Raw genomic sequence first — 11,636 nt, 5'->3', positions numbered from 1 at the left:
CGAAGTCACGCGCGTGAATCCCAGGTGAACGCGCGTGACCGTGGTTACTGGGAAGGTTGCGGAACCTCGCAGGCCATCTTTGGGTTGACCCCCATATAATTCAGCGGCCCCGCGGCGATGGTGATCGCCACAGTCCCGGCCTCGGTGCACGAGTCCGGCGAACCGCCGAAATATCCTCGTTGGAATGCGGCGAGGACGCCGATAATGAGCCAGATGATCACTAGCGTTCCGACGATCCTCATGGAATCCTCCGTAGCCCCGTTGCCACACTCCAGTGTGTGTCCAATTATCCACCGCGGGGGCCTTCCAGGACAGGGCTCCCGGACGCGGCCCGCGGCGGCGAGTCAGCTGGGCTCTGTTGTTTCCACCGGGGTCTCTTCCACGTCAGGGGTGTCCTCGGCCGTGGCAACCGACGTCTCTCCACGCGCCGAAGTGTCCTTGGTCTCGGTCCCCTCCTCCGGCTCAAACGTGTTGGGCTCGCCGGCGCCGAGCCCAACGCCGTTTTCCGAGCCCGGAACGGTGCCGCCGTTTTCAGTGTTTTCGGTGCTCATGTCGTCTCCTGATCCTCGTGGGGCTGGAAAAACCACGGTAACAGCGGCAGGCCGGCTTCGTAAGGGCCCACACGCGCCCCAGTGTCCGGCAGGCAGGAGATAATCTTCAACACAGAAATCGCTTCATTCCTTCGGCGCACAGGCGGGATTCCACGTGGTAGACGAATCAACGGGCAAGGCGGGGTGGTGGCGGGTATTCCATGACAAGTTCGTGGTCGAGGAACGCTACGTGGACGCGGGAGACCGCAAGGCGCTGTATGTCACCGCAATTGTCCTTGCCGCAGCGGGTGCCCTCGTCTTCTTCCTGACGCTGACGGATGTGCTTCAGAAGGATGGCCTGGCCGCCGCCGATGAGTCTGCCCGTAGGTGGCTGCTCACCACGCGCTCGGAAGCGCTGACGGTTGGCATGATCATCCTGGCGGTTGTCTTCGGTCCCGTAGCGCTGCCGATCATTGTGCTGGTGGTCACCCTGGCATGGGGAATCCTGGCCAAACACGCCTGGCGGCCTGTCCTGCTTGCGGCAGCAATGGTGACGGGCGTTGTACTCGCCCAAATCATTGGGCATGCCGTCGAACGCGCCCGTCCACCCGTCGATCTCATGCTGTTCGGTGCCGACCATACATTCTCCTTTCCGTCCGGGCACGTGCTCGGCGCCTCGGACTTCCTGCTCGTGACCGCTTTCCTGGTCTTTTCCCGCCACCGGCGCCCGGCAGTCACCGTCGTCGGTTTTGTCTTCGCGGTCATCGGCGTGATCCTGGCCGCCCTCAGCAGGCTCTACCTGGGCTACCACTGGGTGAGCGACGCTGTGGCCTCGGTGTCCCTGTCCCTCGTGGTGCTCGGGGCCGTCATTGCCGTGGACACGTGGCGGACCGCCAGGGTGCCCGGCGAAGCGGTGACCGGCGAATTGTCCAAGGCTGATTCCCCGGCGGACTAAGGCCGGCTGCACCCGGCGCCGGCGATTGCGGAGGCCGCCGGCCGGTGCCAGAGTGGGGCATGGCCACTGAAGACGATGTCCGCCGGATCTGCCTCGCCCTGCCGGGAGTCACTGAGCGCAGCAGCTGGAACCAGCCCGCCTGGTTCGCAAAATCACTGATGGCCCGGATGTGGGAGGAGGGCGTGCTGACGGTCAAGACCGGGGAACGCGAGGCATTGGCCGGTACCGATCCAGATACTTATTTCTGGACGCCGCACCATGAGCGGTCGCCACAGTTGGTCCTGGTCCGGCTTTCAAGGCTCGACGGCGGCGAACTCGCCGAACTGCTGGAAGAATCCTTCCTGTTGGCCGGTGGGCGGATGTGAGGCCGCGGCGTCGCAGCAGGGACTAGCCTTCCGGCTGCCGGGCGTTGCGTGCACGGGCGCGTTCAAGCTGCCGGCGGAGCCTGGCGTTGTCCACCTCGAGTTCCAGCACTTTCGCCACTCCTGCCAGGTTGAGCCCCTCATCCAGGAGCTCACCGATCCGACGGAGCACCGCCAGGTCTGAGTCGCTGTACTGCCGTGTTCCCCCGGAGGTCCGCCCCGGCGTCAGCAATCCGCGCCGCTCGTACAGCCGGATGTTTTGTTGCCCCGTTCCGAGCAGATCGGCCACCACGGAAATTGCGTAAAGGCCCCTGCCTTCGTCTTGATCTGCCACGGTGTTTCCTCGGTTGAGAATAATTTGAACTGCCTCTTGCACCAGTTTGACACCAGTGCTATAAAAAATCTATATCCACCACCATAGATGAAGGTGGGTTAACGTGACATTACATATGTGCTTAAGGAGTGGGAAATGATGCTCATCCGTACCGACCCGTTCCGTGAGCTGGACCGGCTCACTCAGCAGGTCTTCGGAACCGCGGCCCGCCCGGCCGCTATGCCGATGGATGCCTGGCAGGAGGACGGCGAGTTTGTAGTGGCCTTCGATCTTCCGGGCGTTCTGCCCGAGAAGGTGGACCTCAACGTGGAGCGTAACGTCCTTACCGTCCGGGCAGAACGCCAGGACCCCACGCAGCCCAATGTGGAGCTGGTGGTGGCCGAGCGGCCCCGCGGAGTTTTCAGCCGCCAACTGATCCTCGCAGACACTCTCGACACGGAGAACATCAAGGCGAGTTACGACGCCGGCGTGCTGACGCTTCGAATCCCCGTGGCGGAACAGGCCAAGCCTCGCAAGATTGAAATCGAGCGCAAGGGTGAACTCCACGAGATCGGAACCTAGTCCGCGCCGGCGCTTGGCAAGGCAATCACGTGATGCTGCCGGGGCGGCTTCCGGCTTCAAGGTGCCGGCTCCATGCGGCCGGCACCAGGCCGGAAGCCGTTCCTGGTCCCTGACGGGCCATCTGGTCCGCCGCTGAGCCAGCGCCTCCTGCGGATTCACCAAGGGAGGGACAATGCCGGGCAATTTTCCCGATCACTACGCGGCCCTGCATGTGCCGCGGACGGCGACACAGCGGGAAATAGCGCGCGCCTACCGGTCCCTTCTGCGAACGCACCACCCGGACTTGGCCAATCCCACCGCAGCACCCGCCGAACTGCAGCTCATCATGCAGGCCTTCAAGGTGCTCCGTGACCCGAAACAGCGCCTCGCCTACGACCACGAGGTTCTGAGCAACGAACGCGAGGTTCTGAGGAACGAACACAGGGCCGCCGCGGCCGGTCCCAGGGACGGCCAGTCCAAAGACCATTCCCGCGAGGTTCCCGTGCGTCACATCCGCCATGAGGATCCACCCCTACGTGCAACGCCCGTCAGGTGGGAAAGCGGGCCCTGGGCCACCATCCGTTTCGACCCCGGAGGAAAACGAAGACGATGAGCGATTGGCGCCGATACGACTCCCACCTGATCCCTGCCTTTCATGAGCGGTTTGAAGAACGCTGGGGCAAGAACACCGCGCCCTTCCTGGATCCGGAGGCCCATGAAGAGCCGCTTCCGCGCGCGCAGTGGATCAACCCGGCCACCGGGGCTGCCCTCGCCGTGGTGCCCATCTGGTCAGATGATGACCGCCAGCACCGATCGTTCGGGGTCTTCTACCTGCCGCCGGGTGGGGATATCTGGGTGCTCCGCCCGGGCTTCACCGGCTACCTGGAGCCGGGGGAGGACAGTTCCGAGCATCTGCTGGCCCTGAGGAACGACGCCTTTAAGAAGGCCGTCGCCCATGCCAAGGACTTCCTGTTCGGCCCCGCCGTGATGCACTAGGCGCCTGGGCGTTCGCCTTGTCCGGTGCACGCCGCCGTCGTGGGGCACGTCATCCTGCCCTCGTCAGGTGGCGCGGCCTGTGTCATTCTGGAAGGCACCTAAAGTGCCGACGAAAGAGAGGGCCATGTTTTCGCCAAGGGGTTCGTTTTCCAGCTGCAGCGTCAGCGATGCGGCGCAGGCAGTGATCCAAGGGGAGGGCCTGCCGTCCTGAGCGTTTCAGGCAAACTCTTTTCCTGCCCATTTCGAACAACACAGAGGTCCGACTATGCATGCATCCGCCAAAGAGTTGGCCGCGAAGATTCCGCCGGGCTTCACCCTTGGAGTAGCCACCGCCGCATTCCAGATTGAGGGTGCCGTTGACGTGGACGGCCGGGGGAAGGCAGGATGGGACGTCTTCGCAGCCAAACCCGGCGCCATTGTGGATGGCCACAGCCCGGCCGTGGCGTGCGACCACTACCACCGGATGCCGCAGGACGTGGCGCTCATGAAGGAACTGGGCGTCGACTCGTACCGGTTCTCGCTCTCCTGGTCCCGGATCCAGCCAGGAGGCCGCGGCCCCGTGAACAGGGCCGGTCTGGACTTCTACGACCGGCTGCTCGACGAGCTCCTGGCCAACGGCATATCTCCCATGGTGACCCTGTACCACTGGGACACGCCGCTGCAGCTGGACGAGGCAGGCGGATGGCTCAACAGGGACACCGCCTACCGCTTGGCAGAATTCGCCGCCATTGCCGCAGCAGCCTATGGGGACCGCGTGGCGCGCTGGGTGACCATCAACGAACCCGCCACAGTGACCACGAACGGTTATGCATTGGGCCTGCACTCACCGGGGAAGGCGGACTTCGCCAACGGGCTGCCCTCGGTCCACCACCAGCTGCTTGGCCACGGTCTGGCGGTCCAAGCGCTGCGGGCAGCCAAAGTGCCGGGGGAGATAGGCATGTCGAATGTGTACTCCCCGATGGTGCCGAATTCCTCCAATCCACTGGACAGGCTGAGCGCCGGCGCCATGGACGTGGCGCAGAACCGCCTCTACGCCGACCCCGTCCTTGCCGGGAAGTACCCCGACCTTGTCCGCCTCGGGAAGTTCTTTTCGTCCTTCGAGCATCCCGACGAGGACATGGCCATCATTTCGCAGCCGCTGGATTTCTACGGGCTCAACTATTACATGCCCACAAGAGTGGCGGCCGGCGGGGGTGACAGTCCTGTGCCGGCGGCCATGGCGGAAGCCATCGGGGACGATCTCAGCACTGCCACACCGGGCGCGCCCCTGCACATCGAACCTTGGCCGGACACCGAGACCACGGCCTACGGGTGGCCCGTCAAGCCTGCCTATATGGCCGTCGCCCTCAAGGAGATGGCCGCACGGTATCCGAATCTTCCGCCGGTCATCATCACCGAGGGCGGGGCCAGCTTCGAGGACATCATCGTCCGTGACAAGTCCACGAACCGCCGCTTCATTCCGGATGAACGCCGCCTGCGGTACCTGTCGGACCACCTCGGCACTGCGCTCCGTGCCACGGCCCCCGGCGGTGAGGCCGAGGCGGTGGATCTTCGCGGTTACTACGTGTGGTCCCTGCTGGACAATTTTGAGTGGTCCGGCGGTTATAACCAGCCGTTCGGCCTGGTGCACGTGAACTTCGAGACGCTCGAGCGGACACCCAAGGCGTCCTACTACTGGTTCCAGGAACTCCTGGAGGAACGGACGTTGGTCGCTGCCGCAGGAGCCGCCGTCGCCGCTGCCGCTGAAGGTGTCGTTCCCGAGGGTGCCGTTCCCGAAGGCGCTGTGGTGGAGGGCGCCGTCCCCGAGGGCGCGGAACGCGAAGTGTCCGACGGCGAGGCGTCGCCGTTGGGGAGCTGACCTTCCGGTTCAGCTCAGACCGGTTCAGCTCAGATCAGTTCAAGTTCCTTGAGCTTCCGTGCAATGCCGGCGCCGTCAGGCGAGTAGATCCAAGGTACGGAGGAGGCACTGTGGTCTCCGTTTTCCGAATGCCCGCCGGCCAGGACCGACTCGCTGACGGAGAGCTGCCGGATGGCGATTGCGGCCACCTTGTCCGAATGCTCCCGGGTAAACGCGGAGTAGATTTGCTCGTCATGCTGGCCGTTGTCCCCAATGAGCAGCCAGCGCATGTTCGGAAATTCAGCGGCGAGGCGCTCCAGGTTTTGGCGCTTGTGGTCTTGGCCGCTGCGGAACCACCGGTCCTGGGTGAGTCCCCAGTCCGTGAGCACGAGCGCACCGGAGGGATACATGTTGCGCGAGAGGAACCTGCCAAGGGTCGGGGCGGCATTCCAGGGCCCGGTGGACAGGTAGATCACCGGGGCATCGGGGTGTTCCACCGTCAGCCGGTCCAGCAGCACCGCCATGCCCGGAGTGGCCATCCTTGCCCGCTCGCTCAGCACGAACGTGTTCCACAGGGCAAGGAAGGGCCTTGGCAGGGCCGTGACCATGACTGTGTCGTCGATGTCTGAGACGATGCCGAATCTGGCCTCGGGACCGATGACGAAAATGCTGGCCTCCGCCGGCTCGGTGCCTTCCGCCCGCAACACAGCCGTGTGCCAGCCCGGGGAAAGGGAGACCTGGACATCAATGTCGACGAGCCCGCCCCGGTCGGCCCTGACTTTCGTCACGGTGCCGCCGACCGCAATTTCCACCTCGGAGCCCGGGATGGGAACGCTGGTGAATGCGCGCCAGCCCCGGATGTTCTGGGTTCCGTTTTTTGCCGCGTGATCGGCCCGGCTGCCGGGGACAGGCTTGCTGGCCAGCACCACCCTGCCCAGTACCCGGACCCACGTCGTGGAGCCGTAGCCCTGGTAAGCGATTGTTTTGGGTTCGAAATTCCACCTGCGGGCGAGCTTCAGCCGGGCGGTGTTGATCGCATTGGAGAGCCGGTGGGCCAGGCGGAAGACCTGAGTACCGGACAAAGAAGATTCCTGTGACGCCATGTCCATGCCTTCACTCTGCCACAGGCCCCGATCCTGCGGGCGGTTCCCTGACTCTGTTACCTGACCCGGCCGGCTGGGCCTGTTTCATCACGGCGGTCAGCCGTCCCCCAGCAGCCACCGCAAAGTGTCCGCGTTCCGCACCGCGTTGCCGCCGCCGTCGTTATTGAAATAGGCGTATACATCCTTGCCCGCGCCGCGCCACTCACGGATCCGGTCCGCCCACCACCGCAGGTCCTCGTCGGAGTACGAGCCGCCGTACAGGTGCTCGTGGTCCGGACCGTGCAGCCTGACATAGACGAAGGGCGCCGTGGCTCTCAGGATGCACGGCAGGTTGGCCCCGCTCATCACGCAGTAGGCCGCGCCGTGGCGCTCCAGCAGGCTGTACACGTCCGGGTGGTCCCAACTCGGGTGGCGGAACTCGACACTCACCCGGATCCAGGTGGGCAGGGCAGCGAGGAAGTATTCCAGCCGGCCGTCGTCGCGCGCGAGGTCCGGCGGGAGCTGGACCAGCAGGACGGCGCGCTTGTCGCCAAGTTCGTGCCAGCACCGGGAAATCCTCTCGATCCAGACTTCCGGGCCGTAGAGTTTCTTGCCGTGCGTGAGGCCGCGCGGGGCCTTGACGGACAAGGCGAAACCGTCGGGAAGCCGCCGCCGCCAGCTCGCAAAGGACGTGTCCCGCGGCCAGCGGTAGAAACTTGCGTTCAGCTCCACCGTGCTGAACCTCGCCACGTAACGCTGCAGCCTGTCGCGTGCGGGAAGCCCCGGCGGGTAGAGCACGTTCTCCCAGTGGTCGTAACTCCAGCCTGAGGTGCCGATATGCACGGACATGGGATTACTCGAAGTGCGTGCTCAGGTGTCCTCCACCGGCCGACTCCACGATCGCGGCAGCCACCTCGCGGAGTTTTATGTTGCGGTTGCTGGAGGCGGACTTGATCAGCCCGATGGCCTCCTCCTGGCTGCAGCGGTTCTGCGCGATGATGATGCCCACCGCGGTGTCGATGATGGTGCGTGACTCCATCGCCGCTTTCAGGTTCGAGGCCGCGTCGCTGTGCTGGGCTATCCGGATGGCGAGGCGCAGGCCTTTCGAGGCCTGGCGGACGTAGCTGACGGCGCGCTCCACGGCATCGTCGTCAAAGGCATTCGGCTTGTCCGAATAAAGGTTGAGGCCGGCCTTGGCGTTGCCCCCGGGCAGGTCGAACGGCACAGCCAGAACGGAGCGGATGCCGGCTTTGAGGACAGTTTCGTTGTATTCGGGAAATATGTTGTCCAGTTCAAAATCAGGAATGTGGACGATGATGCCTTCCCGGCACGACCGGAGGCACGGCCCGTCCTTGAACTGGTACTGGATTTCGTCAACCGCCCGTGCCTCTTCGCTGCTGCTGGCCACGGTGCCGGCACTGCGGCTCCTCAGGAGCGTGATGCCGCAATACAGCTGGCCGTGGGCTCCAGACAATTGTTCGGCCGAGTAGCGGGCCAGCTCGTTGAGGAAGTCCTCGACGTCTTGGGTGTCCAGCAGGAGGTCCTGGACGTACCCTGTCACGTCAGTCTCGTTCAGACGACTATCCAAGGGAGTCTCCTGTTCTGCCCTTGTCCACCGGTGTGGCTGGCCGGGGGACACGTCCAAAGTCATGATTCGTGGCAGTTGCACCGCCCACACTTCAGGCTACACCCGGGGTTGCTCTCGTGCGGACGTTCCAGCTGTGGCACTGTAAGGGCATGGTACGCATCGAGGATTATGCGGTGGTGGGTGACCTGCACACCGCAGCCCTGATCAGCACTGAAGGTTCCATTGATTGGCTGTGCCTGCCGCGCTTCGATTCGCCGGCCTGCTTTAACGCCTTGCTGGACACGCCCGAGTCCGGACGCTGGAGGCTTGCTCCGGCGGGCGCGGCGGAGTGCACCAGCCGGCGCTACCGCAAACATACCCTGATCCTGGAAACGGAATGGGAAACGGACGACGGGGCCGTCCGGGTTATCGACTTCATGCCTCCCCGTGACGAAGTGGCGGACATCGTACGGATTGTCGTTGGCCTTCACGGTCAGGTCAAGATGCGGGGCGAGCTGGCTCTGCGTTTCGACTACGGCCACATCATGCCCTGGGTGCGCCGCGACAGCCGCGGGCTGCACGCGATCGCCGGGCCGGATTCCGCCTACCTGGCGACGAACGCGCCTCTCCGTGGGGAACACATGCACACCGTCAGTGACTTCACTGTGAAGGCGGGCGAACGCGTGCCCTTTGTGCTGACGTGGGCGCCCAGCCACGTCCGCCGGCCGCGGGCGGTGGACGCGGAAGTTGTCCTGGAGTCCACGGAGAAGTTTTGGCTGGACTGGGCCGGGCAGTCCAAGGTAACAGGTCCATACAAGGACGCGGTGGAGCGCTCGCTCATCACGCTCAAGGCCCTCACCTATGCCCCCACCGGCGGCATCGTGGCTGCCGTGACCACGTCCCTGCCCGAACAGCTGGGCGGACCGCGGAACTGGGACTACCGCTACTGCTGGCTCCGTGACGCAACCCTGACGCTGCAGTCGCTGCTGGCAGTCGGCTATACCGCCGAGGCTGCCGCGTGGCGGGACTGGCTGCTGCGGGCCGTCGCGGGCGATCCCGCTGACCTGCAAATCATGTACGGCATCCACGGCGAGCGCCGGCTGCCCGAGATGGAGCTCCCGTGGCTCTCGGGCTACGAGGACTCATCCCCGGTGCGGATCGGCAACGGCGCGGCCGGACAGCTGCAACTGGACGTCTGGGGCGAGGTGCTGGACTGCCTGTCGCTCACCCGCAATTCCCTGCTCACGCATCCCGACGAGGCCTGGGACGTCCAGGTGGCGCTGATGGAGTACCTGGAAGGTGTTTGGAACCGGCCGGACAACGGGCTCTGGGAAATGCGCGGGCCGAGGCGCCATTTCACACATTCGAAGGTCATGGCCTGGGTTGCCGCGGACCGGATGGTCAAGGGCGTACGGGAATCGGGGTTGCCCGGGCCCGCCGCCCGTTGGGAGGCGCTGCGGGATACGATCCGGAAGGATGTCATGACCCACGGCTTTGACGCTGACCGCAACACTTTCACGCAGTCCTATGGCCGCCCCGAACTGGATGCCAGCCTGCTTCTCATCCCGCGCGTGGGGTTCCTGCCGCCCGACGATCCGCGCGTGATCGGCACCATCGACGCCATTCAGCGCGAGCTGACAGAGGACGGTTTCCTGCTCCGGTACCGGCCCGAAATCAGCGACGACGGCCTCCCCGGTGGCGAGGGAGTCTTCCTGGCCTGCTCCTTCTGGCTGGTGGAAGCGCTCCTCGGTGCGGGCCGCCACCGGCAGGCGACCGAGCTGTTTGAACGCCTCCTGGCGTTGCGCAACGACGTCGGGCTGCTCAGCGAGGAATGGGGGGTCCAGAGTGCCCGGCACCTGGGAAACACCCCGCAGGCCTTCAGCCATTTCGCCCTGGTGACCAGCGCCCTGGAACTGCAACAGCACCGGACACGGCGCAGCAACAAGCCCCTGCGGGCAGGAACTGCGCCGTAGCTACCGTTTCCTGCCAGAGGCCTCTCCATACGCCAAGGCAGTAAGTATACTTACTAACACCTGTCCGACTGGTCAAGGAGGAGGAGAGCTGGGATGTCTGGATACTTCGAACTGGTGGATGCCCCTGACGGCGGTTACCGGATCCGGCTGCTGGACGGCGCTGGCGCACTGATGGCAGTGTCCGTCACCTTCCCCACGAAGCGGGCGGCCGTGGCCGGCGTTGCCCGTGCCCGTGAAATTGCTGGGACCGGGCTGATCCGCGACAACTCCCGCGATGCCGTGGAGCGGTCGGCATTGCTGTCGCCTGAATCCTCCGAGACGGAACGCTGAGGGCCGGGGTGCCGAACCGCCGTGCCGCGGGCACGCGCCGGAAGGGAGTCCTGTTCGACGTCGACGGGACCTTGGTGGACTCCGCCTACCTGCATACGCTCGCGTGGTGGCAGGCGTTCCGCCAATCCGGCTTCGACGTGCCGATGGCGCGGATACACCGCTGCGTGGGCATGGGCGGTGCGCGGCTGGTAGACCATCTGTTGCCGGACGGGCGCGACAAGTCCGTCGATGAGGATGTCCTCGCGGCACACTCGGGAATATTCGGCACCTACTGGCCGGCACTGAGGCCCTTGGAGGGTGCTCGGGATTTGTTGGCGCAGTGCTGTGAAAGCGGGTTGGCGGTGGCGCTAGCGTCCTCAGCCAGGGAACAGGACCTCAAGGCCCTCCGCGCGAGCCTGGCCGCCGATTCCTTCATCGATGCTGCGACGAGCGCCGCGGACGCAAAGGAGAGCAAGCCTGAGCCGGACATACTCGTTGCGGCACTGCATGCCGTCGGGATCGAAGCCTCGGATGCCGTCTATGTAGGTGATGCCGTGTGGGACGTCTATGCCGCGGCCCGGCTCGATATCCCCACCATCGGGGTGACCTGCGGCGGCACGAGCGAGGCGGAGCTGCGGGAGGCGGGGGCCGTCGAAGTGTATTCCGGGCCTCGCGAACTGCTGGATGGCCTCAGGGACAGTGCCATCGGGAAGCTTCTCGCCGGATGAGGCGGGTCTGCCGAGCCGCCCGAGCAGCCTTGCGCCCGCGCAGCTAGCCCCCGGCAACCTCACAAGGCGGTTGACCCGGCGGCGGCCTCCCCGGATGACGGGCGTTCTGATGCCGGCTCATCGGCATAGTCGCCCTTGTTCCACGACACCGTCACTGCAACCGATCCGTCGTCGTTCCTGGTAACTTGCGTAACCACCTCCGGGACCCAGCTCCCATGGCGAGGATCTTGGCGCGGTATGTGGTGACCAGTTCCTCAAGGCTGGACTCGGTCCACTCGCCGGGGCGCATCCGGGTGGAAATCTCCACGGGTTCAGGCTGGTACAGCGTCATCATGATGCCTTTCCTTGGGGGCGCGGACAGTTCCTACGCTAGGAGCCTTCGGTGGCTGAAACAAGGGAATGGGAAGGGGGCTTACCTTTTGC

Annotated in this window: 15 protein-coding genes and 1 pseudogene; 9 read left to right on the top strand and 7 right to left on the bottom strand. The window is 65.0% G+C overall.

The window, feature by feature from the left end:
• Window positions 1–44: 44 nt before the first annotated feature.
• Window positions 45–242, bottom strand: coding sequence for a hypothetical protein (locus AC5RUM_RS15220; RefSeq protein WP_494035703.1), 198 nt, complete (start codon window positions 240–242; stop codon window positions 45–47).
• A gap of 102 nt (window positions 243–344) precedes the next feature.
• Window positions 345–551: a hypothetical protein gene (locus AC5RUM_RS15215; RefSeq protein ID WP_494035702.1), complete on the bottom strand. Its 207-nt coding sequence runs from the start codon at window positions 549–551 to the stop codon at window positions 345–347.
• Between the two features lie 154 nt (window positions 552–705).
• On the opposite strand from AC5RUM_RS15215, the gene AC5RUM_RS15210 reads away from it, so the two are divergent.
• Together AC5RUM_RS15210 and AC5RUM_RS15205 are read left to right on the top strand one after the other, a co-directional pair.
• A complete protein-coding gene (locus tag AC5RUM_RS15210) occupies window positions 706–1,485 on the top strand; it encodes a phosphatase PAP2 family protein (RefSeq protein WP_494035701.1) in 780 nt (259 codons plus the stop codon).
• Window positions 1,486–1,544: 59 nt separating this feature from the next.
• Window positions 1,545–1,850 carry an MmcQ/YjbR family DNA-binding protein gene (locus tag AC5RUM_RS15205; RefSeq protein ID WP_494035700.1) on the top strand — a complete coding sequence of 102 codons (306 nt, stop codon included), beginning with the start codon at window positions 1,545–1,547 and terminating at the stop codon, window positions 1,848–1,850.
• A 22-nt stretch (window positions 1,851–1,872) separates the two neighbouring features.
• On the opposite strand, the gene AC5RUM_RS15200 is transcribed toward AC5RUM_RS15205, so the two are convergent.
• Window positions 1,873–2,181: a MerR family transcriptional regulator gene (locus tag AC5RUM_RS15200; RefSeq protein WP_494035699.1), complete on the bottom strand. Its 309-nt coding sequence runs from the start codon at window positions 2,179–2,181 to the stop codon at window positions 1,873–1,875.
• A gap of 138 nt (window positions 2,182–2,319) precedes the next feature.
• On the opposite strand from AC5RUM_RS15200, the gene AC5RUM_RS15195 reads away from it, so the two are divergent.
• The 4 genes from AC5RUM_RS15195 to AC5RUM_RS15180 all read left to right on the top strand — a co-directional run bounded on the left by AC5RUM_RS15195 (window position 2,320) and on the right by AC5RUM_RS15180 (window position 5,575).
• Window positions 2,320–2,742: an Hsp20/alpha crystallin family protein gene (locus tag AC5RUM_RS15195; RefSeq protein WP_400581644.1), complete on the top strand. Its 423-nt coding sequence runs from the start codon at window positions 2,320–2,322 to the stop codon at window positions 2,740–2,742.
• Window positions 2,743–2,914: 172 nt separating this feature from the next.
• A complete protein-coding gene (locus AC5RUM_RS15190; RefSeq protein ID WP_494035698.1) occupies window positions 2,915–3,334 on the top strand; it encodes a J domain-containing protein in 420 nt (139 codons plus the stop codon).
• A complete protein-coding gene (locus tag AC5RUM_RS15185) occupies window positions 3,331–3,717 on the top strand; it encodes a hypothetical protein (RefSeq protein ID WP_494035697.1) in 387 nt (128 codons plus the stop codon). Before AC5RUM_RS15190 ends, AC5RUM_RS15185 begins: the two co-directional genes overlap by 4 nt.
• Window positions 3,718–3,982: 265 nt before the next feature.
• Complete coding sequence (locus AC5RUM_RS15180) at window positions 3,983–5,575, top strand: GH1 family beta-glucosidase (RefSeq protein ID WP_494035696.1); 1,593 nt, start codon at window positions 3,983–3,985, stop codon at window positions 5,573–5,575.
• A gap of 29 nt (window positions 5,576–5,604) precedes the next feature.
• Here the strand turns inward: AC5RUM_RS15180 and AC5RUM_RS15175 are convergent, their stop codons facing one another.
• From AC5RUM_RS15175 to AC5RUM_RS15165, 3 genes are all read right to left on the bottom strand, one after another.
• The gene (locus tag AC5RUM_RS15175; protein WP_494035695.1) at window positions 5,605–6,663 is read right to left on the bottom strand and encodes an App1 family protein phosphatidate phosphatase; all 1,059 of its coding nucleotides are present in this window, start codon (window positions 6,661–6,663) and stop codon (window positions 5,605–5,607) included.
• A 90-nt stretch (window positions 6,664–6,753) separates the two neighbouring features.
• Complete coding sequence (locus AC5RUM_RS15170) at window positions 6,754–7,485, bottom strand: DUF72 domain-containing protein (protein WP_494035694.1); 732 nt, start codon at window positions 7,483–7,485, stop codon at window positions 6,754–6,756.
• Window positions 7,486–7,489: 4 nt separating this feature from the next.
• Window positions 7,490–8,224, bottom strand: coding sequence for an ANTAR domain-containing protein (locus AC5RUM_RS15165; RefSeq protein WP_494035693.1), 735 nt, complete (start codon window positions 8,222–8,224; stop codon window positions 7,490–7,492).
• A gap of 149 nt (window positions 8,225–8,373) precedes the next feature.
• On the opposite strand from AC5RUM_RS15165, the gene AC5RUM_RS15160 reads away from it, so the two are divergent.
• The 3 genes and pseudogenes from AC5RUM_RS15160 (at window position 8,374) to AC5RUM_RS15150 (ending at window position 11,213) form a co-directional block, all read left to right on the top strand.
• Entirely contained in the window at window positions 8,374–10,176 is a 1,803-nt protein-coding gene (locus AC5RUM_RS15160; protein ID WP_494035692.1) for a glycoside hydrolase family 15 protein, read from the top strand.
• 93 nt (window positions 10,177–10,269) lie between these two features.
• Window positions 10,270–10,452: pseudogene (locus tag AC5RUM_RS15155) on the top strand (DUF1508 domain-containing protein); the annotation flags it as partial.
• A gap of 62 nt (window positions 10,453–10,514) precedes the next feature.
• Window positions 10,515–11,213: an HAD family hydrolase gene (locus AC5RUM_RS15150; protein ID WP_494035691.1), complete on the top strand. Its 699-nt coding sequence runs from the start codon at window positions 10,515–10,517 to the stop codon at window positions 11,211–11,213.
• Between the two features lie 151 nt (window positions 11,214–11,364).
• Here AC5RUM_RS15150 and AC5RUM_RS15145 read toward each other — a convergent pair whose 3' ends face one another.
• Window positions 11,365–11,547 carry a hypothetical protein gene (locus AC5RUM_RS15145; RefSeq protein WP_494035690.1) on the bottom strand — a complete coding sequence of 61 codons (183 nt, stop codon included), beginning with the start codon at window positions 11,545–11,547 and terminating at the stop codon, window positions 11,365–11,367.
• Between the last annotated feature and the right edge of the window lie 89 nt (window positions 11,548–11,636).

This window comes from Arthrobacter sp. B2060 (assembly GCF_059090445.1).
The sequence above is the reverse complement of the archived record's forward strand: the minus strand, read 5'-3'. Positions and strand labels throughout refer to the sequence as shown.

Excerpts from the sequence above, each read along its gene's own strand:
- AC5RUM_RS15185 (WP_494035697.1), top strand. The coding sequence starts at position 3,331 with ATGAGCGATTGGCGCCGATACGACTCCCACCTGATCCCTGCCTTTCAT.
- AC5RUM_RS15160 (WP_494035692.1), top strand. The coding sequence starts at position 8,374 with ATGGTACGCATCGAGGATTATGCGGTGGTGGGTGACCTGCACACCGCA.
- AC5RUM_RS15220 (WP_494035703.1), bottom strand. The coding sequence starts at position 242 with ATGAGGATCGTCGGAACGCTAGTGATCATCTGGCTCATTATCGGCGTC.
- AC5RUM_RS15190 (WP_494035698.1), top strand. The coding sequence starts at position 2,915 with ATGCCGGGCAATTTTCCCGATCACTACGCGGCCCTGCATGTGCCGCGG.
- AC5RUM_RS15170 (WP_494035694.1), bottom strand. The coding sequence starts at position 7,485 with ATGTCCGTGCATATCGGCACCTCAGGCTGGAGTTACGACCACTGGGAG.
- AC5RUM_RS15195 (WP_400581644.1), top strand. The coding sequence starts at position 2,320 with ATGCTCATCCGTACCGACCCGTTCCGTGAGCTGGACCGGCTCACTCAG.
- AC5RUM_RS15180 (WP_494035696.1), top strand. The coding sequence starts at position 3,983 with ATGCATGCATCCGCCAAAGAGTTGGCCGCGAAGATTCCGCCGGGCTTC.
- AC5RUM_RS15145 (WP_494035690.1), bottom strand. The coding sequence starts at position 11,547 with ATGATGACGCTGTACCAGCCTGAACCCGTGGAGATTTCCACCCGGATG.
- AC5RUM_RS15205 (WP_494035700.1), top strand. The coding sequence starts at position 1,545 with ATGGCCACTGAAGACGATGTCCGCCGGATCTGCCTCGCCCTGCCGGGA.
- AC5RUM_RS15175 (WP_494035695.1), bottom strand. The coding sequence starts at position 6,663 with ATGGACATGGCGTCACAGGAATCTTCTTTGTCCGGTACTCAGGTCTTC.
- AC5RUM_RS15215 (WP_494035702.1), bottom strand. The coding sequence starts at position 551 with ATGAGCACCGAAAACACTGAAAACGGCGGCACCGTTCCGGGCTCGGAA.